The organism is Pseudomonas sp. SJZ131 (genome assembly GCF_007828705.1).
Lineage (GTDB): Bacteria > Pseudomonadota > Gammaproteobacteria > Pseudomonadales > Pseudomonadaceae > Aquipseudomonas > Aquipseudomonas prosekii.
Map to the genome: position 1 here is coordinate 330,904 of NZ_VIVC01000004.1, position 22,793 is coordinate 353,696.

Below are 22,793 nucleotides of genomic sequence, written 5' to 3' on the forward strand. Positions count from 1 at the left end.
ACCTACCGCCATCGCGAGCAAGCTATGCTCCTACAGGTTTTGTGTCAGGCAGATCGGGTGGTGATTTAAAAGAGGCGGGCGAGCAGGGCGGTGACGGCGGTTTCGACGCGCAGAATGCGCTCGCCGAGTTGCACCGGTTGCAGGCCGGATTTGCCCAGCAGTTCGATCTCGTAAGGAATCCAGCCACCTTCCGGGCCAATCGCCAGGGTCACCGGTTCGTCGAGTCCGCGCGGGCAGGGCGGGTAGTTGCCGGGATGCCCGACGAGGCCCAAAGTGCCCTCGGCAATGGCCGGCAAACGGTCTTCGACAAACGGCTTGAAGCGCTTCTCGATCACCACCTCCGGCAACACGCTGTCGCGCGCCTGTTCGAGGCCGAGGATCAATTGCTCACGAATCGCCTCAGGTTCGAGGAACGGCGTCTGCCAGAAGCTCTTCTCGACGCGATAGCTGTTCACCAGCACGATGCGCGGCACACCCATGGCCGCAACAGTCTGAAACACCCTACGGAGCATTTTCGGCCGTGGCAGCGCCAACACCAGGGTCAGCGGCAGCTTGCTCGGCGGCGATTGATCGAGTGTCACGCGCAATTCGGCCTCGCCAGCCTCCAGCCGCAACACTTCGGCCGAACCCATCAACCCGCCGATGCGCCCGACGCGCATGCTGTCGCCGACTTCGCAGCGATGCACTTCCTGCATGTGCGTCAAGCGCCGATCACGCAGGACCACGCGGTCGGGCGCGATGAAATCGGCCTCTTCAAGCAGCAGCAGGTTCACGGTTGGGTCGCTGGCGGCTGGTCGTTGTGATCGTCAACCGGCTGGTCTTCCGGTCGATCGCCACGCTTGCTGATGAGGCTGCCGAAGATGATGCCGATCTCGAACAGCAACCACATCGGCACGGCCAGCAAGGTCTGCGAGAAGATGTCCGGCGGGGTCAGGATCATGCCGACGACGAAGCAGCCGATGATCACGTACGGGCGGATTTTCTTCAGGTAGATGACGTCGACCACGCCGATCCACACCAGCAGCACCACGGCCACCGGGATCTCGAACGCGACGCCGAAAGCAAAGAACAGCGTCATGACGAAATCGAGGTAGCTGCTGATGTCAGTCATCATTTCGACACCGGCCGGGGTGGCGGCGGCGAAGAATTTGAAGATCAGCGGAAACACCAGGTAATAGGCGAAGGCCATGCCGGTGTAGAACAGCATGATGCTCGAGACCAGCAACGGCACGGCGATGCGCTTTTCGTGCTTGTACAGGCCCGGCGCGATGAAACCCCAGATCTGATGCAGGATTACCGGGATCGCGAGGAACAGCGACACCATCATCGTCAGCTTCAGTGGCGTCAGGAACGGCGACGACACGTCGGTGGCAATCATCGTCGCGCCGACCGGCAGATACTGGCGCAGCGGCGTGGAGACGAAGGTGTAGATCTGCTGGGTGAACGCGAACAGCCCGGCGAAGATGATGAAAATCGCCGCTACGCAGCGCAGCAGGCGGGTACGCAACTCGGTGAGGTGCGAAACCAGCGGCATGTGCTGGTCGTTTTCAGGGAGATCGCTCATGGGGCTCGCGGCGGCAATGGAGTGTCGTGAGGTGCCGGCGTGGTCGGCGTGGTCGGCGTGGTCGGCGCGGCGGCAGGCGCAGCAGGTTGTTCGGGTGCTGCGGGCGCAACAGGTACCGGCGCTTCCAGCACTGGCGCAGGTTCGACGCCGCCCATGCTTGGCACGGCTTCAGTGGCCGGTGCGTGAATGGTCTGCTCCAGCACCGGCTCGACCGGTTTGACTGGCGTGGCTTGCTGCTGAGTCGGCGTGAAAATCTTCCGCGCCTCCTGCTCCAGCGACAGAATGTGTTCGTTGTGCAGTTGCCGACGAATCTCATCGGCACCGATTTCACGTTCAACTTCCTGTTTGATCGCGTTGAAACTGCGCTTCAACCGCCCGACCCACAGGCCAGCAGTGCGCGCAGCACCCGGCAGACGCTCGGGGCCCAGCACCAGCAGGGCCACGAGGCCGACGAGCAGCAGTTCAGAGAAGCTGATACCAAACATTAGTCAGTGCTCACACGTCTTTGCGGATCGGCTCATCGACTTTCTGTGCCTGCACGTCGATGGTGTGCGGCTGGTTCAGTGGCGAAGTGGCCGTAGGTTGCGCAGGTGGCACTGGTTGCGCCGGGGGCACGATCGGATCGGCCGGTTTTTCGTCATCGTTCATGGCTTTGCGAAAGCCCTTGATCGACTCGCCGACGTCGGTACCGAGGTTTTTCAGTTTCTTGGTGCCGAACACCAGCACCACGACAACCAGGATGACGATCCAGTGTTTCCAGTCAAAAATGCCCATGTTGCTGTTCCTCTAAATACTAAATAGTTGTTCAGGCGGACGGGCGCGAGGCTTTCTCGGCGTGTCCGGACAGACCGAAGCGACGGTCCAGTTCATCGAGCACAGCCTGTGGATGCTGCCCCAGCTGGGCGAGCATGACCATGCTGTGGAACCACAAGTCGGCGGTCTCGTAGATCACGTCGCTGCAGTCGCCGCTGATCGCGGCGTCCTTGGCGGCAATAATCGTTTCGACCGACTCTTCGCCGACTTTCTCCAGAATCTTGTTCAAACCCTTGTGGTACAGGCTGGCGACATACGAGCTGTCGGCGGCCGCGCCTTTGCGCGCTTCCAGCACTTCGGCCAGACGGGTCAGGGTGTCACTCATGGCTGTGTCCTGCGGAATAAATGGAGTGCGGATCTTTCAGGACCGGGTCGACGGTTTTCCAGTCGCCGTTCTCGTAAACGCGATAGAAGCAGCTCTGGCGACCGGTATGGCAAGCGATGTCGCCGATTTGCTCGACCATCAGGATGATCACGTCGGCGTCGCAGTCGAGGCGCATCTCATGCAGGGTTTGCACGTGGCCGGACTCTTCACCCTTGCGCCACAACTTGCCACGCGAACGTGACCAGTAGATGGCACGGTTCTCGGCGGCAGTCAGTTCCAGCGCTTCGCGATTCATCCAGGCCATCATCAGGACGCGCCCGGTTTGGTGATCCTGGGCAATCGCCGGCACCAGGCCATCTGCGTCCCATTTGATCTCGTCCAGCCAGTTTTTCATCTTCGACTCCGACAGCGGCCCGACACTTCATTAGTCGGGCAGGCGTTGAAACAGTGTGCCAGCGTGTGCCGGCTCTGGCTATCGGCGCACGACCAGATACAAACCGACAATCACCATCACAGCGGCCGGCCAATGCCCCAGTTCATTCAGCGGGCCGCCCGCCGCGAGCACCGCGCCGCCGCCCAGATGCGCGCAACCGAGCAGCCGCAGGAACCAGTCGTCCTTGCGTTTATGCCACGGTGGCGGTGGGTCGTAGGCGTGTGGCTGGGACATGCGTTCGAGCAGATCGCGGGCCATGTTGGCCAGGTGCGGCAGTTGCTCGAACTGGCTTTGCACGTTGCCGATCAGGGTTTTCGGGCTGACGCGCTCGCGCATCCAGCGCTCGAGGAACGGCTGCGCGGTGTTCCACAAATCCAGGTCCGGGTACAACTGCCGGCCCAGGCCTTCGATGTTCAGCAGGGTTTTCTGCAGCAGTACCAACTGCGGCTGCACTTCCATGTTGAAGCGTCGCGCGGTCTGGAACAGGCGCATCAGCACTTGGCCGAAGGAAATATCTTTTAACGGTTTTTCGAAGATCGGTTCGCAAACAGTGCGGATCGCCGCTTCGAATTCATTCAGTTTGGTTTCCGCCGGCACCCAACCGGAATCGATGTGCAACTGCGCCACACGCCGATAGTCGCGCTTGAAAAACGCGAACAGGTTACGCGCCAGATAATCCTGATCTTCCGGGGTCAGGCTGCCGACGATGCCGCAGTCGATCGCGATGTACTGCGGGCTCCACGGGTTGACGGTGCTGACGAAGATGTTGCCGGGGTGCATGTCGGCATGGAAAAAACTGTCGCGGAACACTTGAGTGAAGAAAATCTCCACACCGCGCTCGGCGAGCATTTTCATGTCGGTGCGCTGGTCGGCCAGCGTCGCCAGGTCCGTTACCTGAATCCCGTAGATGCGCTCCATCACCAGCACTTTCGGCCGGCACCAGTCCCAGTAGACTTGCGGCACGTACAGCAGATCGGAGCCTTCGAAATTGCGCTTCAACTGGCTGGCATTGGCCGCTTCGCGCAGTAGGTCGAGCTCGTCGTAGATGGTTTTTTCGTAGTCCAGAACCACGTCCACCGGGTGCAGCAGGCGTGCATCGGCCGAGAGCTTTTCGGCGGCGCGGGCAAGGATGAACAGCCACGCCAGATCCTGCGCGATGATCGGTTTCAGCCCCGGACGAATGACTTTGACCACCACTTCTTCGCCGCTTTTCAACTGCGCGGCATGCACCTGCGCCACCGAGGCCGAGGCCAGCGGTTCGACGTCGAAACGGCTGAAGACTTCGCTGATTTTTTTCCCGAGCTGCTCTTCGATCAGATTGATCGACAGTTGCGAGTCGAACGGCGGCACGCGGTCCTGCAGCATCATCAGCTCATCGGCGATGTCTTCCGGCAGCAGGTCGCGGCGCGTGGAAAGAATTTGCCCGAACTTGATGAAAATCGGCCCGAGGTCCTGCAACGCCAGGCGCAATCGCGCGCCACGGCTCAGTTCCAGGGTCTTGCGCGGGAACCAGCGCCACGGCAACGCATAACGCAGCGCCAGCAGAAACCACGGCAGCGGCAGGGCGAACAGCAGGTCATCGAGGCGGTAGCGGATCACAACGCGCTGGATGCGCAACAAACGGCGGACGGCAAGCAGCTTCATGCGTTATCGCTTGGGTCGAGGGATCGGGAAAGGCGCTCGAAACGCGCCTCGAGACGTTCCAGATCAAGTTTGATCTGGTCCAGTTCACTGAAACGGGCTTCGGCTTCGCGCTGACCGACGAGGGTGCGCGATTCTTCGGCCAGGTATTCGCCAAGGTTCTGATTGAGGCTGGCGAACCCTTGTTGATAAAAGCGTGCGCGGCTGCGCAGATGACCGCCGACCAGTTGCGTGGCCACCGGCCCGAGCCAGCGCGAGAGTTCGTACTCCCAGTCCAGCTCGAGGTCCTGAAGGATCGCCGCAAGGTCCAGCAGCACGCCGCTGTCGCCGTCGAGTTCGACTTCAGGGCCGTGCAGCACGGCAGTCTTGTCCTTGCTGGTCGCCAGTTTCAACAGGCTCGCGGCCGGTGCACGCAAGGTGCAATCGGCGCCGGTTTCCCACTGCGAGGCGAGCATCAGGCCTTCGTCGCTGGGCAGGATAAACAGTTGCAGCGCCGGGCTGCGGCAATCGACGGCAATCACTTTGCCGCTCAAATGCGCGAGGCGCGGCAGCGCTGTGCTGTCGAGGCGCAGCACCCGGTTAATCCCGAGTTCAACGCTGGCGAGCAGTCCGGCGAGCAGCATCAGGGTTTGATGCCACGGTGCAGGGCAACGATGCCTGCGGTCATGTTGTGATAGGTCACGCGGTCGAAACCGGCCTCGACCATCATCGACTTCAGGGTTTCCTGATTCGGGTGCATGCGGATCGATTCGGCCAGGTAGCGATAGCTTTCCGAATCGTTGGTGATCAGCTTGCCCATCAACGGCATGAAGGCGAACGAGTAAGCGTCGTAGGCTTTGGACATCAATGCGTTGGTCGGTTTGGAGAACTCCAGCACCAGCAAGCGACCGCCCGGCTTGAGCACGCGCAGCATCGAACGCAGGGCGTCTTCCTTGTGCGTGACGTTGCGCAGGCCGAAAGCGATGGTCACGCAATCGAAATGGTTGTCCGGGAACGGCAGCTTTTCAGCGTCGGCCTGGACGAATTCAACGTTGCCGGCGACACCCAGATCCAGCAAGCGGTCGCGACCGACCTTGAGCATGGATTCGTTGATGTCGGCCAACACTACGTGGCCGGTCGGGCCGACGAGGTGCGAGAATTTTTTGGTCAAGTCACCGGTGCCGCCGGCAATGTCGAGCACGCGGTTGCCGCTGCGAACGCCCGACAGTTCAATCGCGAAACGCTTCCACAAACGGTGCATGCCGCCCGACAGGAGGTCGTTCATCAAGTCGTACTTGGCGGCTACCGAGTGGAAAACTTCAGCGACTTTTTCCGCTTTTTGGCTTTCCGGAACGTTTTTGAAACCGAAGTGAGTGGTGGGTTCGGCATCGCTGCCTTTGCGCTGATCAGTCATATCGCTGTCACCAGAAGAGAATGCGGGACATTCTAATCCCGGTGGCCTGCTTTGTCTTGGAGTGGCTAAAGGTAAGATGTCGAACCGCCGGGACGTTTTGCCGCAGCAGCGGTCAAGATGCTTCAGGAAAGTATCCCTATAGAAGGAGTCATTCAATGGCCCGAATCAGTGTTGAACGTACCCACGACCTGGGCAAGGAAGCGGCCCGCGAGAAGGCTGACCTGCTGGCGAAGAAGCTCTCCGACCAATACGGCCTGGAGCCGCAATGGTCCGGCGACACCCTCAACCTCAAGCGCTCGGGCGTGAAAGGCGCGGTGCATGTCGGCGAAGATTCGATCAAGGTCGATGTCGAGCTGGGTCTGTTGATGTCAGCCATGAGCGGCACGATCAAGTCAGAGATCGAAAAAGCGTTGGACAAAGCGTTGGCCTGAAGGCCTTTGGATGTGTGAATGCAGCCCCTGTGGGAGCCGAGCTTGCTCGCGATGACGGTGTATCAGTGCACATTGATGTTGAATGATGAATTGCTATCGCGAGCAAGCTTGGCTCCTACAGGTTGAGTTGTGTGAAGCCGAAGATCTATGTCAGTTGTTAGGGTGCCGTTTCTAATTTTTCTGCCTACTTTGTGCCAGAGCCCGACACTTTCGCGGGCAGTTCCTCAAACCTTCTGCGCGTGAGGTGCACCATGGCCAAAGTTATTTTGAAGAAAAAAATCGACTCCTCGACTAACGCTCGGCACGACGTCAAATCGTATGCCCGCAAGATCTGGCTGGCAGGCCTGGGTGCCTACACCAAGGTTGGCCAAGAGGGCAGCGAGTACTTTCAAGAGTTGATCAAGGCTGGTCAAACTGTTGAAAGCAAAGGCAAAAAAGTAGTTGCCGAGAAACTTGAAGCGGCTAACTCCGAGATCGATGAAGCCAAGAGTGAAGTGAACACTTTCAAAGGCAAGGTCGAAGTTCAACTCGACAAGGTTGAAAAGGCTTTTGACTCGCGTGTCGCAAGTGCCTTGAATCGTATCGGCATTCCGTCTAAACATGACGTTGAGACACTGTCTGCTAAGCTCGATGAGTTGACGGCATTGCTCGAACGCGTCGCGCGTAAATCTTAAGGAGAACGGGATGGCTGGTAAAAAGAATACTGACAAAGAAGGCAGCTCGTGGATCGGGAAGGTCGAAGACTACTCCCGCAAGATCTGGCTGGCTGGTTTAGGCGTGTACTCGAAGATCGACACTGACGGCAGCAAGCTCTTCGATACATTGGTCAAAGACGGCGAGAAAGCCGAGAAGCTCACCAAGAGTGCAGTGGGCAAGAAAGTCGACTCCGCCAAGGATTCCGCTTCCTCTGCCAAGTCGCGCATCAGCGGCGTGAAAGACCGCGCACTGGGCAAGTGGGATGAACTGGAAGGAGCTTTCGACAAGCGCCTGAACAGCGCCATTTCGCGTCTCGGTGTACCGAGCCGCAATGAAGTGAAAGCGCTGCACAGCAAGGTCGATACCCTGACCCGGCAGATCGAGAAACTCACCGGCGCCAAGGTTGCGCCAGTTGCGAGCAAAACCGCAGCTGCAAAACCTGCGGCTAAAACCGCTACGGCGAAAACGACCGCTGCTAAAACGACCGCTGCTAAAACGGCTGAGGCGAAACCGGCAGCCAAATCCGCGGCCAAGCCACTGGTCAAAGCCGCTGCCAAAGCAGTTGCCAAACCTGCTGCCAAAGCCGCCGCTAAAACCGCCGCGGCCAAACCTGTAGCCAAGGCCGCCGCGAAAACTGCAGCCAAGCCTGTCGCGGCAAAAACCACTGCGAAACCAGCCGCCAAAACCGCCGCCGCGAAACCTGCAGCAGCCAAGCCAGCGGCAAAACCTGCCGCCGCGAAAAAACCTGCTGCGAAGAAACCGGCCGCCGCCAGAGCTGCCGCGCCAAAACCCGCAGCGCCTGCCGCCAAACCGGCAACCCCGGCCACTTCAGCGAATTCCGCTGCCGCGCCGACCCCTGCTGCAACCCCGACTGCGACGCCAACCCCGGCGACCCCAACCAGTCAGTCCTGATTTTCAGGACTCAAGAAAACGCCCGGCCTGCGAAGGTCGGGCGTTTTTTTTCAGAACTCCGTCAACCGCGCAGATCCCCTGTAGGAGCGAGCTTGCTCGCGATCGCGGTGTTTCAGTCGATGCACATCCTGAATGATCAATCGCTTTCGCGAGCAAGCTCGCTCCCACAGGTTGGTCCGTGATCAGTGTCACTCATGTTCTTCCAGATATTGCAGCGCCAACTGCTCAGTCGCAGCCTTGACCGGCGGCAACAGGTGCGGCGCTACCAGCATCATGATCTGGTACACCACCAACCTGACTTCGCCCTCGCGATCAAGAATCCGCTGGTAGTCCAGTGAAAACAGCAGGGTCATGGTGATTTGCTCCACCAGTTGCCCCAGTGCCTGGGTGTCGCTGACCAGTTGCCCCTGCGCTTTCAGCCGCGCCAGCAGTGAGGCCAGCGTGCGTTTCAGTGCATTGAGCAGGTTGCGGATGCCTTTCGCCAGTTTCGGCAGGCGACCGGCGAGGTTGGAGAGGTCCTGGAACAGGAACCGGTAGTGCGCCAGGCGCTCGACGATCAAGTGCAGAAACAGCCAGTAATCTTCCGGCGCCAGTTCGACGTCGGACGGCGGATCGAGCAGCGGTGCGAGTTCGTTCTGGAAGCGTTCGAACAGCCCCAGAATCAGCGGCTCCTTGCCGTGGAAGTGATAGTAGAGGTTGCCCGGGCTGATCCCCATTTCATTGGCCACTTCCAGGGTGGAAACGTTGGGTTCACCTTTTTGATTGAACAACTGCAGGGCACATTCGAGGATCCGGTCGCGGGTTTTCATCCAGTCTTCTTAATGGTCGAGTCAGGCCACGGCCAGCGCCGGCCGTGGGTTGTTGAACGTCAGCGCACGCGCACGTAGGTGCCGGGTGCGGCTTCCATCGGTGGGTAGGCCGGGTTGCCGAGGGCCATTTGTGTTTCTTTTTGTGCGCCCGAGCGCTGCTGAATCCACTCCAGCCATTGCGTCCACCAACTGCCGTCGGTTTGCTTGGCGTCGTAGTACCAGGCGCGTGGGTCGCTGGTGAGTTTCGGGCTCTCGATGAAGTTGGCTTTGGGGTTGGACGGCGGGTTGAGAATGCTCTGCACGTGGCCGCTGTTCGACAGCACAAAACGCCGCTCGCCACCCAGCAGCAGGGTCGAGCGATACACCGCGTCCCACGGCGTGATGTGGTCGTTGATGCCGGCGACGCTGAAACTGTCGACCGTGACTTTTTGCAGGTCGATCGGCGTGCCGCACACTTCCAGACCGCCCGGATGGCTCGGCGGGTTGTGCTTGAAGAAGTCCAGCAAGTCGCCATGAAACGCCGCAGGCAGGCGCGTGTTGTCGTTGTTCCAGTAGAGAATATCGAACGCTGGCGGCTGTTTTCCGAGCAGGTAATTGTTGACGAAATAGCTCCAGATCAAATCGTTGGGGCGCATCCAGGCGAATACTTTGGCCATGTCGCGGCCGTCCAGCACACCTTTCTGATACGAGCGGCGCTTGGCCGCTTCGAGGGTTTGCTCATCGGCAAACAACGTCGCCGGGCTGTCCATCTGACTGTCGAGCAAACTCACCAGATACGTCGCGCTCGAGACCCGCCGCAATTGCCGTTTGGCCTGCAAATGCCCTTGCAGCGCGGCAATCGTCAGGCCGCCAGCGCAGGCGCCCATCAAGTTAACTTCGCGCGCGCCAGTGATTGCGCGGCAGACATTCATCGCTTCTTCGACCGCTTCGACATAGCTCGACAGCCCCCATTCGCGATGGCGCACATCCGGGTTACGCCAACTGATCATGAAGGTTTGCAGGCCGTTTTTGAGGGCGAACTGGACGAAGCTGTTATGCGGGCTGAGGTCGAAAATGTAGAACTTGTTGATCTGCGGCGGCACCACCAGCAGCGGTTTCGAATACTGCTTTTCGCTCATCGGTTTGTACTGGATCAGCTCCAGCAACTCGTTGCGAAACACCACCGAGCCGGTGGTGGTGGCGACGGTCTTGCCGATTTCAAAGGCCTGTTTGGTGACCTGCCGGGGCAAGCCATCGTTGTGCAGGAAGTCGTCGATCAGGTGCCCGGCGCCACGGATCAGGCTGTTGCCGCCGGAGTTGAAAATCTCCTTGAGCGCCAGCGGATTGAGCAGTGTGTTGGACGGCGACACGGCGTCGTTGAGCAGGGCGAACGCGAAGTGCGCGCGGGCGCGATCGTCGGGGCTCATGTTGCTTTCGTCGATCCAGCTCTTGACCTCTTTCTGCCAGCTCAGGTAAGCCTGCAAACTGCGTCGATAAAACGGATTGAGGCTCCATGCGGGGTCGGCAAAACGGCTATCGTGCGGATTGGTCGGGTGCAGGGTTTCGCCCAGCAACACACGGCCTAACTGGCCGCCGAGTTTCAGCGCGTGGCGCGCACTGTGCAGCGGGTTGCGCAAACCGTGGGCGGCCACGCTGCGCAGGGTCGACAACATGTCGCGGCCGCGCAGGCCGGTAATTGCACTCTGTGCGTTGATGAACGCGGCGGGAGTGGGCAAAAACTCCCTCACTGGTTTTTCGCGCATGAATCAACACTCCTTCGTCTTCAGGCCAAAAACAAACACACCGAACCCAAACACCATAGACGCTCAAACGCGTTGTTGCGCGGCGCGGCGTCCTGCCGCGCGGTTTCCATCGACCCAACGGTGGCTCAGCCGCCCAATGGCGCCGGGTGCGGATGCATCACCGCACGCTGACGTTCTTCCTCGAGGAATTTCATGATGATCGGCGCCACCGCTTCGGCGCGGGTGATCAGGAACAGGTGACCGTCATCGATGATGTGCAACTGCGCGTTGGGAATGCGCCAGGCGAGCATGCGCATGTTGATCAACGGGATCAGCGGATCGTCGTCGCCGGCCAGCACCAGCGTAGGTTGGTGGATCTTGTGCAGCCAGTGAATGCTGGTCCAGCCGAGGCCGGCGAACAATTGCCAGTAATAACCGAGCTTGCCGGCCGAACGCACTTTCGCCGCGTGATTGGCCGCCAGTGTCGGGTCGCGACGGAACGAACCGCCGTAGATCATCGGCGCGATGCGGATCACGTGCGATGGCTGGATATAGCGCCGTGGGCTCGCCATCATCCACAGCACTTTCGGTTTGCCCGGCACCATCACCGCGCCCGCCGCAGTGGCTGCGAGCACGAGTTTTTTGCAGCGCTCGGGATAGTCATAGGCGAACTGCTGCGCGAGGGCGCCGCCCCACGACACACCGATCACGTTGACTTGCCCGTAGTCGAGATAATCGAGCATGCGCGCAGTGAGTTTCGCCAGGCCTGGAAAGCGATAAGGACGATTCGGCGTCGACGAACCGCCGACTCCGGGCACGTCGAAAGCGATGACTTCGAGGTCCGGGTCCAGCGCCGCGACGAACGGAAACACCAGCTCCAAGTTAGCGCCGATGCCGTTGAAAATCAGCAAGGGCGTCAAGTGAGGCTTGCCGGGGCGTACCGCAGTGCGGAGGGTCTGGCCATCCAGGTCGACGGTACGAAAAACGAACGGTTGCGGCATGCTTCAGGCCCTGTGGGTGTTATTCATCCCCGGTCCCTGTAGGAGCACAGCTTGCTGGCGATGGCGCCGGGTCAGTCGACATCAATGTTGAATGACCGACCGCGATCGCGAGCAAGCTGTGCTCCTACAGAAGAGTGGGGTTTCAGTTACCGCTCGTGTACGTAAGTGCCCGGCGCAGCTTCGCCGGCGGTGTAGGTTTTGTTACCGAGGCTGGTCGGGGATTTCTTCAACTTGCCGGAACGCTCGGCCTGCCATGCCTGCCAGTGCAACCACCAGGAATCGGTGTGTTTGGTGGAATTTTCCTGCCAGTCCTCAGCCTTCGTCGGCATCTCGGCACTGGTCATATATCGTGACTTCGGATTACCAGGCGGGTTCAGAATGCTTTGGATGTGGCCGCTGCTCGACAACACAAACTCGACATTGCCGCCAAACAACTGCGCCGACTTGTAGCAAGACTTCCACGGCGTGATGTGGTCGTTGGTCCCGGCCAGGGAAAAGATGTCGGCGGTGACCTGCTTCAAGTCAATCGGCGTGCCGCACACTTCCAGTGCATTGGAGCGCGTCAGCGGATTGTTTTTGAACATCTCGATCAGGTCGCCGTGGAACGCGGCCGGCAAGCGCGTGGTGTCGTTGTTCCAGAACAAAATGTCGAACACCGGTGGCTCGTTGCCCAACAGGTAATTGTTGACCCAGTAGTTCCAGATCAGATCGTTGGGGCGCATCCAGGCGAACACTTTGGCCATGTCGCGACCTTCGAGCACGCCGGCCTGATAGGAATGGCGCTTGGCGGTTTCGAGGGTTTGTTCATCGACAAACAGCGCGACGTCGCTGTCCAGCGTGGTATCGAGCACGCTCACCAGCAGCGTCAGGGCGTTGACCTTTTTCTCGCCAATCGCCGCGTAATGCCCGAGCAACGCGGTGCAAGTGATGCCGCCGGAGCAGGCCCCGAGCATGTTCACGTCTTTGCTGCCGGTGATCGCGGTGACCACATCGACCGCTTCCTTGAGCGCTTCAATGTAGGTCGAAAGGCCCCATTCGCGCTGTTCCTTGGTCGGGTTGCGCCAACTGACAATGAAGGTTTGCACGTTATTGCGCAGGCAAAACCGCGCCAGGCTCTTGTCCGGGCTGAGGTCGAATACGTAGAACTTGTTGATCTGCGGCGGCACCACCAGCAAGGGTCGTTCGTGCACTTGCTCGGTGATCGGCCGGTACTGGATCAGCTCCAGCACGTCGTTGCGAAACACCACCGCGCCTTCGGTCACGCCCAGCGATTTGCCGACTTCGAACGCGCCCATGTTGACCTGGCTCGGCATGCCGCCGTTGTGCACGATGTCTTTGGCCAGGTGCGAGAGGCCGTCGAGCAAACTCTTGCCGCCGGTTTCGAAGAAGCGTTTGACCGCAGCAGGGTTGGCCGCACTGTTGGTCGGGGCCATGGCTTCGGTCATCAGGTTGATCACGAAATGCCCGCGCGCAACGTCTTTGGGCGACAGGCTACTGTCGTCGATCCAGGCGTGCAGTTCTTTGCGCCAGGCCAGGTAAGTCTGCAGATAACGTTTGTAGAGCGGGTTCTGGCTCCAGGCCGGATCGACAAAGCGACGGTCGTCGCCGGGAGGTTGCAGTTCGGATTTGCCGAACAGCACGTTTTTGAGTTCAAGACCGAAATGCGCGACATGCTTGACGCTGTGAATCGGTTGTTTGATGGCTTGGCGCAATACCATTCGAGCAGAAGCCAGTAGATCCTTTCCACGCAGCCCAACAACAGGATTAAGCCCCAGGGTGTTTTCCGAGGCTTGGTACTTCAGGTCATCGTTGTTCTTGTCACTCATCTACGACGCTCCATTGTCCTGAGACGAGTACCTGGGCCCGCTGCATCGTCACGCAGCCAATGTCAGGTACTGCTGCTCGGGTTGACCGTTAATTCTGCAATTACGCCGCTTTTCACATCACAGAGCGTTGCAGGGAACTTGCCAGTTCCATTGGTTACCCGAGTTTAATTTTTTTCGCAAGCGGGCCGATCCTCGGCGCCGTAGCGGAGCATTCAAACAGATGAAATTAGAAAATGCGCTCTAAAGAGCGAGAGGCCTGAGCTAGAGCATCAGCTTGACGATGGACTGGCTCGGATCGCGGGTTTTGCCGGCCGCTTTGAGTTCGGCAAGATAATCGTTCCACAGATCTTCCTGGCGCACGGCCAGTTGGTAGAGGTATTCCCACGTGAACAGGCCGCTGTCGTGGCCGTCGTCGAAGGTCAACTTCAGGGCGTACTGACCGGCCGGCTCGACCTTGCTCAGGCCTACCGCGATCTTGCCAAATTGCAGGATAGGTTTGCCGTGGCCCTGGACCTCGGCGGAAGGCGAATGCACGCGCAGAAATTCGGCGGGCAAGTGAAATTCCTCGCCGGACGCGTATTTCAGCGACAGGGTTTTCGAGGCTTTGTGCAGTTTGATGTCGGTGGGAAGTTGGGTCATGGAGTGAGTTCCGTTATGGATGGAACCCTGTAGGAGCGAAGCTTGCTCGCGAAAGCGTCAGGTCAGTCGACATGTATGTTGAATGGATGACCGATTTCGCGAGCAAGCATCGCTCCTACAAGTTTGGCTCTACAGAATGTAGCGGGACAGGTCTTCGTTTTCCGCCAATTCGCCGAGGTGGCTGTTGACGTAGGCGGCGTCGATCAGGATTACCTTGTCGTCATGCGCGCTGGCCAGATCACCGGCGCTGAACGATACCTCTTCAAGCAAACGCTCAAGCAGCGTGTGCAAACGACGGGCGCCGATGTTTTCGGTTTTCTCGTTGACCTGCCAAGCGATCTCGGCGATGCGCTTGATCCCGTCCGGCTGGAACTCGATGCCCAGGCCTTCGGTTTTCAGCAGTGCGCAATATTGCTCGGTCAACGAGGCGTGCGGCTCGCTGAGAATGCGTTCGAAGTCTTCCGGCGTCAGCGCTTTGAGCTCGACGCGAATCGGCAGACGACCTTGCAGTTCCGGCACCAGATCGCTCGGCTTGCTCAAGTGGAACGCGCCGGACGCGATGAACAGGATGTGGTCAGTCTTGACCATGCCCAGCTTGGTGTTGACCGTGCAACCTTCGATCAGCGGCAGCAAATCGCGCTGCACACCTTCACGGGAAACATCGACGCCGCCGGAATTGCCGCGCTTGGCAACCTTGTCGATTTCATCGATGAAAACGATGCCGTGCTGCTCGACCGCTTCCAGCGCCTTGGCCTTCAATTCTTCTTCGTTGACCAGACGCCCGGCTTCTTCATCGCGCACCAGTTTCAGCGCTTCTTTGACCTTGAGCTTGCGGCTCTTCTTTTTGCCCTTGCCCATGTTGGCAAACAGGCTCTGCAACTGGTTGGTCATCTCTTCCATGCCTGGTGGCGCGGAAATATCGACGCCGGCCACTTCGGCGACTTCGATGTCGATTTCCTTGTCATCCAGCTGACCTTCGCGCAGACGCTTGCGGAACAGCTGACGGGTATTGGAATCGGCCGACGAAGTCGATTCTTCGTTGCTGAAACCCATGCGCGCCGGTGGCAGCAGGGCGTCGAGAATGCGGTCCTCGGCAGCGTCTTCGGCGCGGTGGCGAACCTTGGTCATTTCCTGTTCGCGCAGCAGCTTGAGCGCGGCGTCGGCGAGGTCACGGATGATCGATTCGACGTCGCGGCCAACGTAGCCGACTTCGGTGAATTTGGTCGCTTCGACCTTGATGAACGGCGCGTTGGCCAGTTTCGCCAGGCGCCGGGCGATTTCGGTTTTACCGACACCGGTCGGGCCGATCATCAGGATGTTCTTTGGCGTTACTTCAACGCGCAGCTCTTCCGGCAGTTGCATCCGGCGCCAGCGGTTACGCAGCGCGATGGCGACGGCGCGCTTGGCATCGTCCTGGCCGATGATATGGCGGTTGAGTTCGTGGACGATTTCACGGGGAGTCATGGACATAGTTTTTGGCGGTCCTCTAGCAAAAGCGAGCCGTGGCGCGTGGCCGAAACAGGCTTACTCGGCGAGGTCCTGCTCCTCAATGGTAAAGGTGTGGTTGGTGAATACGCAGATGTCGCCAGCGATGCCGAGCGCGGTTTCAACGATTTCCCGCGCCGACAGATCGGTTTTCTTCAGCAGGGCGCTGGCCGCTGCTTGAGCGTAGCCGCCACCGGAACCCATGGCGATCAAGCCTTGTTCGGGTTCGACCACGTCACCGTTGCCGGTGATGATCAGCGAGGCGTCTTTGTTGGCGACCGCGAGCATGGCTTCGAGGCGGCTGAGGGAGCGGTCGGTGCGCCATTCTTTGGCGAGTTCGACGGCGGCGCGAACGAGGTGACCTTGATGTTTTTCGAGCTGGCCTTCGAAACGTTCGAAGAGGGTGAAGGCGTCAGCGGTGGCCCCGGCAAAACCGGCAATGACTTGGCCGTGGTACAGGCGACGGACTTTCTTGGCGTTGCCTTTCATCACGGTATTGCCGAGAGAAACCTGGCCGTCGCCGCCCATGACGACTTTGCCGTGGCGGCGAACTGAAACGATGGTGGTCAAGGGAGAGTCTCCACGCAGCGGGGCGAAAATGCCTTATGCCAACTCATATGGGGGTGGTGGAGAATTTTTCAACTGCAGGCAGCGGCGGGGGACGAATGGCGTTAAGCGGGGGAGGGTGTGTTGTTTGTTCTGGCGCCTTCGCGGGCAAGCCTCGCTTCTACAGGGAATGCATCGTGTGGACGACGTAAACCTGTAGGGGCGAGGCTTGCCCGCGAAGAACGATAACGCGGTGCTGCTGACGAAATCAGCGGCTTTGGCGTTGTTGTAACAACAGGTTGCTAAAGCCGCTGCCGGCCAGTTGTTTTTGCGCGGTGGTCAGCTGTTCGCGGTTGCTGAACGGGCCGACCAAAACGCGGTACCAGGTTTCGTCCTTGACCGTGCCGGATTCAACCGCCACGGCCTGACCGAGCAAAATGATCTGCGCGCGAACCTTGTCGGCATCCGCTTCTTTGCGGAACGAACCGGCCTGCAAGAAGAACTTGGTCACTGGCGCCGCTTTCGACACCGGCGGTGCTGGTGGCGGGGTAATCCCGGCCAGAGCCGCCTGAGCGCGCGCGGTGTCGATCTTCGCCGCTTGCTCCGGGGTCACCGGCGTGGTCGGCACGGCGGGCACTTGCGGCGTCGGCAGAGTCTTCTCCGGCACCGCGTCCGGCGGCACGATCACTTCCGATTCCGGCAGCAAGGTATAGAAGTCGTACTTCGGCTTCACCGGCTGCGTCGGGCTCGGCGGGGTCTTGTTGGCCTCGGCGATCTTCGACGCTTTCTGCTGTTCGATCTTTTCGCGCTTGACGCTCTCGCTGCCCTTGCCCGGTTCCAGTTTCATCAGGAACACGATAAACGCGCCGACCGTGAGGCCGATGGCCATCCACAGCCAACCCGGAATCGGTTGCTTGGCAGGAGCGGTGTAACGACTGGCGCCGCGCTTGGGTGCAGGTTTTTTCTTGGCAGCCAACTTACATACGCTCCAGAGTTTCCAGACCCAACAGTTCCAGGCCTTGCTTGAGTGTGCGGCCGGTCAGCGCGGCGAGGCGCAGACGGCTTTGCATTTGTGCCGGGGTGTCGGCGCTGAGGATCGGGCAGTTCTCGTAGAAACTCGAGAACAGACCGGCGACATCGTACAGGTAGGTGCACAGCGTGTGCGGCGTTCCTTTGTCAGAAACGTTGTTCAGCACTTCGGCGAACTGCGCCAGTTTGGTCGCCAGCTCCAGTTCATGCGGCGCTTCGAGGACGATCTGCCCTTCGACTGCGCTGAAATCCTTGCCCAGTTTGCGGAACACGCCGGCCACGCGGGTGTAGGCGTACAGCAAGTACGGCGCGGTGTTGCCTTCGAAGTTGAGCATCAAATCGAAGTTGAAGCTGTAGTCGCTGGTGCGGTGCTTGGACAGGTCGGCGTATTTCACCGCGCCAATCCCCACGACCTTGGCGATGTTGCGCAAATCGTCTTCGGCCAGCTCCGGGTTTTTCTCTTTGACCAGCGTGTAGGCGCGGTCCTTGGCTTCGGTCAGCAGATCGACCAGCTTCACGGTGCCGCCATCACGGGTCTTGAACGGACGGCCATCGGCGCCGTTCATGGTGCCGAACCCCATGTGTTCCATTTCCATCGGGTGCGTGACAAAACCGGCCAGCCGCGCGACCTGGAACACTTGCTGGAAGTGCAGCGCCTGACGCTGATCGACGAAGTACAACGCGCGATCGGCTTTCAGTTTGCCGCTGCGATAACGCACGGCTGCCAGGTCAGTGGTGGCGTACAGGTAGCCGCCATCAGCCTTGACGATGATCACCGGCAGCGGGTCGCCGTCGGCGTTCTTGAATTCGTCGAGGAACACGCATTGCGCGCCGTTGCTTTCGACCAGCAGGCCAGCGGCCTTGAGGTCGTTGACCACGTTGATCAGGTCGTCGTTGTAGGCACTTTCGCCCATCACGTCGGCCATCGTCAGTTTGACGTTGAGTTGTTCGTAAATGGCTTGGCAGTGCGACAGCGAAATCTCGCGGAAACGCGTCCACAGCGCCAGGCATTCGGCATCGCCGGCCTGCAACTTGACCACCAGGCCACGGGCGCGGTCGGCGAATTCTTCGCTGCCGTCGAAGCGCTGCTTGGCGGCGCGGTAGAAGTTTTCCAGGTCCGACAGCTCATCGCTGGTGATCGGGTTTTCCTGCAGATACGCCATCAACATGCCGAACTGGGTGCCCCAGTCGCCGACGTGGTTCTGCCGGATCACGGTGTCGCCGAGGAATTCCAGAACCCGCGCCACGCCGTCGCCGATGATCGTCGAGCGCAAGTGGCCGACGTGCATTTCTTTCGCCAGGTTTGGCGCCGACAGGTCAACCACGGTGCGTTGCAGCGGGCCGGCCTTGCGCACGCCGATATTTTTATCGGCCAGTGCGGCGTCGAGGCGCGCAGCCAGGGCTTGGGTGTTCTGGAAGAAATTGAGGAAGCCCGGCCCGGCGATTTCGGTTTTGCTGACGTTATCGTCAGCCGGCAGCGCGGCGATGATTTTTTCCGCCAGATCACGCGGCTTCATCCCGGCCGGTTTGGCCAGCATCATCGCGATGTTGCTGGCGAAGTCGCCGTTTTTCTTGTCGCGCGAGTTTTCCACCTGGATCGCCGGCGACAGGCCTTCAGGCAACACACCTTCGTTGACGAGTTGGGTGATGGCTTGTTGGATCAGCTGGCGAATGGTGTCTTTCATGGTGTTCTCTTTCGACCGCAAGCGCGGCGGCGCCTGGATGCGCTAGTGGAAAAACTGGGCATTATCCGTGGCACGGACGTGCTTGCCAACTATAGCGGGCAGGTTATGGATATGTGGTGACAAATAGGGCCTCTTCGCGGGCAAGCCTCGCTCCTACAGGTTATGGGTCGTGCGCATCATTTTCGAACGCCACATGACCTGTAGGAGCGAGGCTTGCCCGCGAAGGCAATTTCCCAATCAATACAAATCGACGGGATCAACATCCAGCGACCAACGCACCGCCCGCCCGCTCGGCATTTGCTCCAGCGCCAGCAACCAACTGCTCAGCAACCGATGCAGCGGCGCCCGCGCCGTGGCTTGCAACAACAACTGCGCGCGATAACGCCCGGCGCGCCGCTCCATCGGCGCCGGCACTGGCCCCAACAATTCAATCCCGCTCAGATTCTGCTCGGCAAGCAAGCGTTCCGCCTCGCTGCACGCTTCATCGAGAAAGCCTTCAGCCTGTCCCGGTTTGTGCGCTTCGGCGCGCAGCAGCGCCAGATGCGCAAACGGCGGCAGCCCGGCCGAACGACGCTCGCTCAAGGCTTGCTCGGCAAACGCGAAATAACCCTGCTCGGTCAATTGCACCAGCAGCGGATGGTCGGCGAGGTGCGTCTGAATGATCACTCGGCCCGGTTCTTCCGCCCGGCCCGCGCGCCCGGCGACCTGCACGATCAGTTGCGCCATGCGCTCGCTGGCGCGGAAGTCGCCGGAAAACAGCCCGCCGTCAGCATCGAGAATCGACACCAGCGTCACCCGTGGAAAGTGGTGCCCTTTGGCGAGCATCTGCGTGCCGACCAGAATGCACGGCTGGCCTTTCTGGATCGTCGCGAACAGTTGATTCATCGCATCCTTGCGCGAAGTGCTGTCGCGGTCGACCCGCAACACCGGCACATCCGGGAACAGAATCGCCAGGCGCTCCTCGGCGCGCTCGGTGCCGGCGCCGACCGGGCGCAAATCGACCTTGCCGCACTTCGGACAATGCCGCGGCACGCGTTCGACGTAGCCGCAATGGTGGCAGCGCAGTTCGCCGGAGCGCTGGTGCACGGTCATCCGCGCATCGCAACGCTGGCATTCAGACATCCAGCCGCAATCGTGGCACAGCAGCGTCGGCGCAAAACCGCGTCGATTGAGGAACACCAACACCTGTTGCCCGGCCGCCAGCGTCTGGCCGATGGCTTGCTGCATCGGCCCGGAAATGCCGCTGTCCAGCGGACGGCTTTTCACGTCCAGGCGCAGAAAGCGCGGTTGCTTGGCGCCGCCCGCGCGCTCGTTCAGGCGCAGCAGGCCGTAACGGCCGGTGTAGGCGTTGTGCAGGCTTTCGAGCGACGGCGTTGCGGAGCCGAGGACAATCGGGATGTTTTCCTGCCGCGCCCGCACCAGCGCCAGATCCCGCGCGTGATAGCGCAGGCCTTCCTGCTGTTTATAAGAGCCGTCGTGCTCCTCGTCGATGATGATCAGGCCGGGATTTTTCATCGGCGTGAACAGCGCCGAACGCGTGCCGATAATAATGTCGGCGTCGCCATCGCGCGCGGCCAGCCAGGCTTCGAGGCGTTCGCGATCGTTGACCGCCGAATGGATCAGCGCAATGCGCGCATTGAAGCGCTGCTCGAAGCGCGCCAGGGTTTGCGGACCGAGGTTGATTTCCGGGATCAGCACCAGCGCTTGCTTGCCGGCCTCGAGGGTTTCGCGGATCAACTGCAAATACACTTCGGTCTTGCCGCTGCCGGTGACGCCGGCCAGCAGGAACGCGTGATAACTGTCGAACCCGGCGCGGATCGCCTCGTAAGCGGCGCGTTGTTCCGGGTTGAGCGGCAGTTCCGGTTGCGCCAGCCAATGTTCGTGGCGGGCGTCGGGCGCGTGTTTGCGGATTTCCACCTGCACCAGTTCTTTGGCGAGCAACAGGTCGAGGCTGTCCTTGCTCAGCATCAGTTTGCTGAGCAATTGATGAGCGACGCCGTGCGGGTGCTGCGCCAGTGTCGCCAACGCTTCACGCTGACGCGGCGCGCGGGCGATGCGCGGGTCATCAAGGCTGGCGCCGGGCGCGGCGGACCAGAAGCGCTCCTGGCGCGCTTCGGCCAATTCACCCTGGCGCAGTAGAACCGGCAACGCCCAGCTCAACGTATCGCCGAGGCTGTGCTGGTAATACTGCGACGTCCACAGGCACAGTTTGAACAGCGCCGGTGGCAGCGGCGGCGTGGCGTCGAGCAGGGCAATCGCCGGTTTGAGTTTCTCTACCGGGACTTCGCTGGTGTCGGTGACTTCGACCAGAATGCCGATCATTTCCCGTCGCCCGAACGGCACCCGCAGGCGCATGCTCGGTTGCAACTGGGCGCGCAATACCCCGGCCGGCGCGCGGTAATCGAACAGACGGCGCAGCGGCGAAGGCAGGGCGAGGCGCAAAATGGCGTCGGGCACGCGGAGGGATCTCGATCAACAGAACGGCGGGGCTATCACCTGTAGGAGTGAGCCTGCTCGCGATGAGGGCGTATCAGTCAGCACTTGCGGCGTCTGACACAGCGCTTTCGCGAGCAGGCTCACTCCTACAGGGACGGGCGATTGGAGCGGGAGCCTAGCAGACGACCGGTTGAAGCGACAGCTTGCGCGATTTCAAAGGTCTGGTAGAATCCGCGGCCTAATTACGTGCGGTATTCAACAATAGTGTTGAGTGGCGGCACGCTAGCCTGAGGAATACACCATGAAAGCCGATATCCATCCAGCGTACGAAACCATCGTAGTAACTTGCAGCTGCGGCAACAAGTTCGAAACCCGTTCGAACCTGTGCAAGCCACTGGGTACTGACGTATGCAACGAGTGCCACCCGTTCTACACCGGTAAGCAGAAGACTCTGGATACTGGCGGCCGTGTACAGCGCTTCGCAGACCGTTTCGGTGCTTTCGGCAAGAAACCTGCTGCTGCAGAGTAAGGTTGAAGGGCCCGATGGGCTTTTCCCCGCTGTTGAAAAAGGCGTCCCTTGTGGGCGCCTTTTTTGTGTCCGCGATTTGGCTGTCCGCCGCGCAGGCCTTTTGTCCTGTGCCCGCCGGGCTGACGCCGATTGCCGTGGAGCGCGTGGTCGATGGCGACACTCTGCGCCTGAGCGACGGCCGCAGCGTGCGCATGATTGGCTTGAACACGCCCGAGCTCGGCCGTCAGGGTCGCGGCGACGAACCGTTCGCGGTGGCCGCTCGCCAGCGTCTTGTCGCGTTGGTGGCGGCCAGCAATGGCCGAGTGGGTTTGCGTCCGGGTAAAGAGGCGCACGACCGCTATGGCCGCACGTTGGCGCACGTCTACAGCGTCGATGGCGCCAACCTCGAAGCGCAAATGCTCGCCGAGGGTTTCGGTTTCCAGGTGGCGGTGGCGCCGAATGTCGATTTGGTCAGTTGCCAGCAATCCGCAGAGCGCGCGGCGCGACAGGCCAGCCTCGGAGTGTGGAAGCGCTCGCCGGTACTGCAAGCGGCGCAGATTCAACAGTCCGGGTTCGCCGTGCTCAGCGGCCGTGTGGCCAATGTGCAGCGCAATCACGGCGGAGTCTGGATCACCCTGCAAGGCTCGGTTGTACTGCGCGTTGCGCCCAATTTGCTCGGCAAATTCGACGTCGCGGCGCTGCAACGGCTCAAAGGCAAGCAGATCGAGGCGCGCGGCTGGGTGGTCGATCGCTCGCGGCGCGGTGGAATGAAACAGGGGCAAGCGCGCTGGTTGCTGCCATTGGGCGATCCATCGATGCTGCAAACGGCGCAATGGTAAAAAATTGTAGACATTTTTTATCCAGATTGTGAACAGTCAAGCCCTTGTGTTCCGTGGCTCT

Annotated in this window: 24 protein-coding genes; 5 read left to right on the forward strand and 19 right to left on the reverse strand. The window is 60.4% G+C overall.

The features are described from left to right. Nucleotides 1-65 precede the first annotated feature (65 nt). The 9 genes from FBY12_RS19460 to ubiE form a co-directional block, all read right to left on the reverse strand. Nucleotides 66-773, reverse strand: coding sequence for a 16S rRNA (uracil(1498)-N(3))-methyltransferase (locus FBY12_RS19460; RefSeq protein WP_145255064.1), 708 nt, complete (start codon nucleotides 771-773; stop codon nucleotides 66-68). Beyond that, entirely contained in the window at nucleotides 770-1,564 is a 795-nt protein-coding gene (gene tatC, locus FBY12_RS19465; RefSeq protein WP_092274559.1) for a twin-arginine translocase subunit TatC, read from the reverse strand. Before tatC ends, FBY12_RS19460 begins: the two co-directional genes overlap by 4 nt. Then, complete coding sequence (gene tatB / locus FBY12_RS19470; protein ID WP_145255067.1) at nucleotides 1,561-2,049, reverse strand: Sec-independent protein translocase protein TatB; 489 nt, start codon at nucleotides 2,047-2,049, stop codon at nucleotides 1,561-1,563. The genes tatC and tatB overlap by 4 nt, the downstream gene beginning before the upstream one ends. 10 nt (nucleotides 2,050-2,059) lie before the next feature. After that, nucleotides 2,060-2,338 carry a twin-arginine translocase TatA/TatE family subunit gene (locus FBY12_RS19475; RefSeq protein ID WP_121731600.1) on the reverse strand — a complete coding sequence of 93 codons (279 nt, stop codon included), beginning with the start codon at nucleotides 2,336-2,338 and terminating at the stop codon, nucleotides 2,060-2,062. A gap of 31 nt (nucleotides 2,339-2,369) precedes the next feature. After that, complete coding sequence (locus FBY12_RS19480) at nucleotides 2,370-2,702, reverse strand: phosphoribosyl-ATP diphosphatase (RefSeq protein ID WP_008025232.1); 333 nt, start codon at nucleotides 2,700-2,702, stop codon at nucleotides 2,370-2,372. After that, nucleotides 2,695-3,096, reverse strand: coding sequence for a phosphoribosyl-AMP cyclohydrolase (gene hisI / locus FBY12_RS19485; RefSeq protein ID WP_092274551.1), 402 nt, complete (start codon nucleotides 3,094-3,096; stop codon nucleotides 2,695-2,697). The genes FBY12_RS19480 and hisI overlap by 8 nt, the downstream gene beginning before the upstream one ends. Before the next feature lie 78 nt (nucleotides 3,097-3,174). Further along, a complete protein-coding gene (gene ubiB, locus FBY12_RS19490; protein WP_145255070.1) occupies nucleotides 3,175-4,779 on the reverse strand; it encodes a ubiquinone biosynthesis regulatory protein kinase UbiB in 1,605 nt (534 codons plus the stop codon). Next, nucleotides 4,776-5,399, reverse strand: a complete 624-nt coding sequence (locus FBY12_RS19495; protein WP_092274546.1) for an SCP2 domain-containing protein — start codon at nucleotides 5,397-5,399, stop codon at nucleotides 4,776-4,778. The genes ubiB and FBY12_RS19495 overlap by 4 nt, the downstream gene beginning before the upstream one ends. Beyond that, nucleotides 5,399-6,169 (reverse strand): bifunctional demethylmenaquinone methyltransferase/2-methoxy-6-polyprenyl-1,4-benzoquinol methylase UbiE, encoded by a 771-nt coding sequence (gene ubiE / locus FBY12_RS19500; RefSeq protein WP_092274543.1) that lies wholly within the window; start codon nucleotides 6,167-6,169, stop codon nucleotides 5,399-5,401. The genes FBY12_RS19495 and ubiE overlap by 1 nt, the downstream gene beginning before the upstream one ends. 155 nt (nucleotides 6,170-6,324) lie before the next feature. Here ubiE and FBY12_RS19505 point away from each other — a divergent pair, with 155 nt between their 5' ends. The 3 genes from FBY12_RS19505 to FBY12_RS19515 all read left to right on the forward strand — a co-directional run bounded on the left by FBY12_RS19505 (nucleotide 6,325) and on the right by FBY12_RS19515 (nucleotide 8,208). Next, complete coding sequence (locus FBY12_RS19505; RefSeq protein WP_121731598.1) at nucleotides 6,325-6,600, forward strand: polyhydroxyalkanoic acid system family protein; 276 nt, start codon at nucleotides 6,325-6,327, stop codon at nucleotides 6,598-6,600. Between the two features lie 251 nt (nucleotides 6,601-6,851). Beyond that, entirely contained in the window at nucleotides 6,852-7,274 is a 423-nt protein-coding gene (locus FBY12_RS19510) for a phasin family protein (RefSeq protein ID WP_145255073.1), read from the forward strand. A gap of 10 nt (nucleotides 7,275-7,284) precedes the next feature. Next, nucleotides 7,285-8,208, forward strand: a complete 924-nt coding sequence (locus FBY12_RS19515; RefSeq protein WP_145255075.1) for a phasin family protein — start codon at nucleotides 7,285-7,287, stop codon at nucleotides 8,206-8,208. Between the two features lie 188 nt (nucleotides 8,209-8,396). On the opposite strand, the gene FBY12_RS19520 is transcribed toward FBY12_RS19515, so the two are convergent. The 10 genes from FBY12_RS19520 to FBY12_RS19565 form a co-directional block, all read right to left on the reverse strand. Beyond that, nucleotides 8,397-9,017, reverse strand: coding sequence for a TetR/AcrR family transcriptional regulator (locus tag FBY12_RS19520; RefSeq protein WP_109519905.1), 621 nt, complete (start codon nucleotides 9,015-9,017; stop codon nucleotides 8,397-8,399). A 59-nt stretch (nucleotides 9,018-9,076) separates the two neighbouring features. Next, nucleotides 9,077-10,759, reverse strand: a complete 1,683-nt coding sequence (gene phaC, locus FBY12_RS19525; protein WP_145255078.1) for a class II poly(R)-hydroxyalkanoic acid synthase — start codon at nucleotides 10,757-10,759, stop codon at nucleotides 9,077-9,079. A 125-nt stretch (nucleotides 10,760-10,884) separates the two neighbouring features. Beyond that, the gene (gene phaZ / locus FBY12_RS19530; RefSeq protein ID WP_092274519.1) at nucleotides 10,885-11,739 is read right to left on the reverse strand and encodes a poly(3-hydroxyalkanoate) depolymerase; all 855 of its coding nucleotides are present in this window, start codon (nucleotides 11,737-11,739) and stop codon (nucleotides 10,885-10,887) included. Nucleotides 11,740-11,885: 146 nt separating this feature from the next. Next, nucleotides 11,886-13,565, reverse strand: coding sequence for a class II poly(R)-hydroxyalkanoic acid synthase (gene phaC / locus FBY12_RS19535; RefSeq protein WP_121731592.1), 1,680 nt, complete (start codon nucleotides 13,563-13,565; stop codon nucleotides 11,886-11,888). Nucleotides 13,566-13,826: 261 nt separating this feature from the next. After that, on the reverse strand, nucleotides 13,827-14,204 hold the full coding sequence (locus FBY12_RS19540; RefSeq protein WP_092274514.1) for a gamma-butyrobetaine hydroxylase-like domain-containing protein: 378 nt from the start codon (nucleotides 14,202-14,204) through the stop codon (nucleotides 13,827-13,829). 129 nt (nucleotides 14,205-14,333) lie between these two features. Continuing rightward, a complete protein-coding gene (gene hslU / locus FBY12_RS19545; protein ID WP_092274510.1) occupies nucleotides 14,334-15,674 on the reverse strand; it encodes an ATP-dependent protease ATPase subunit HslU in 1,341 nt (446 codons plus the stop codon). Between the two features lie 54 nt (nucleotides 15,675-15,728). Beyond that, nucleotides 15,729-16,259, reverse strand: a complete 531-nt coding sequence (hslV, locus tag FBY12_RS19550; RefSeq protein WP_090176604.1) for an ATP-dependent protease subunit HslV — start codon at nucleotides 16,257-16,259, stop codon at nucleotides 15,729-15,731. A gap of 244 nt (nucleotides 16,260-16,503) precedes the next feature. Further along, nucleotides 16,504-17,211, reverse strand: a complete 708-nt coding sequence (locus FBY12_RS19555; RefSeq protein ID WP_092274507.1) for an SPOR domain-containing protein — start codon at nucleotides 17,209-17,211, stop codon at nucleotides 16,504-16,506. 1 nt (nucleotide 17,212) lies between these two features. Continuing rightward, nucleotides 17,213-18,949, reverse strand: coding sequence for an arginine--tRNA ligase (argS, locus tag FBY12_RS19560; protein ID WP_121731590.1), 1,737 nt, complete (start codon nucleotides 18,947-18,949; stop codon nucleotides 17,213-17,215). Nucleotides 18,950-19,186: 237 nt separating this feature from the next. Beyond that, complete coding sequence (locus FBY12_RS19565; protein ID WP_145255081.1) at nucleotides 19,187-21,406, reverse strand: primosomal protein N'; 2,220 nt, start codon at nucleotides 21,404-21,406, stop codon at nucleotides 19,187-19,189. Nucleotides 21,407-21,686: 280 nt separating this feature from the next. On the opposite strand from FBY12_RS19565, the gene rpmE reads away from it, so the two are divergent. Together rpmE and FBY12_RS19575 are read left to right on the forward strand one after the other, a co-directional pair. Beyond that, on the forward strand, nucleotides 21,687-21,914 hold the full coding sequence (gene rpmE / locus FBY12_RS19570) for a 50S ribosomal protein L31 (RefSeq protein WP_092274498.1): 228 nt from the start codon (nucleotides 21,687-21,689) through the stop codon (nucleotides 21,912-21,914). Between the two features lie 14 nt (nucleotides 21,915-21,928). Then, on the forward strand, nucleotides 21,929-22,732 hold the full coding sequence (locus FBY12_RS19575; RefSeq protein ID WP_145255083.1) for a thermonuclease family protein: 804 nt from the start codon (nucleotides 21,929-21,931) through the stop codon (nucleotides 22,730-22,732). Nucleotides 22,733-22,793 lie beyond the last annotated feature (61 nt).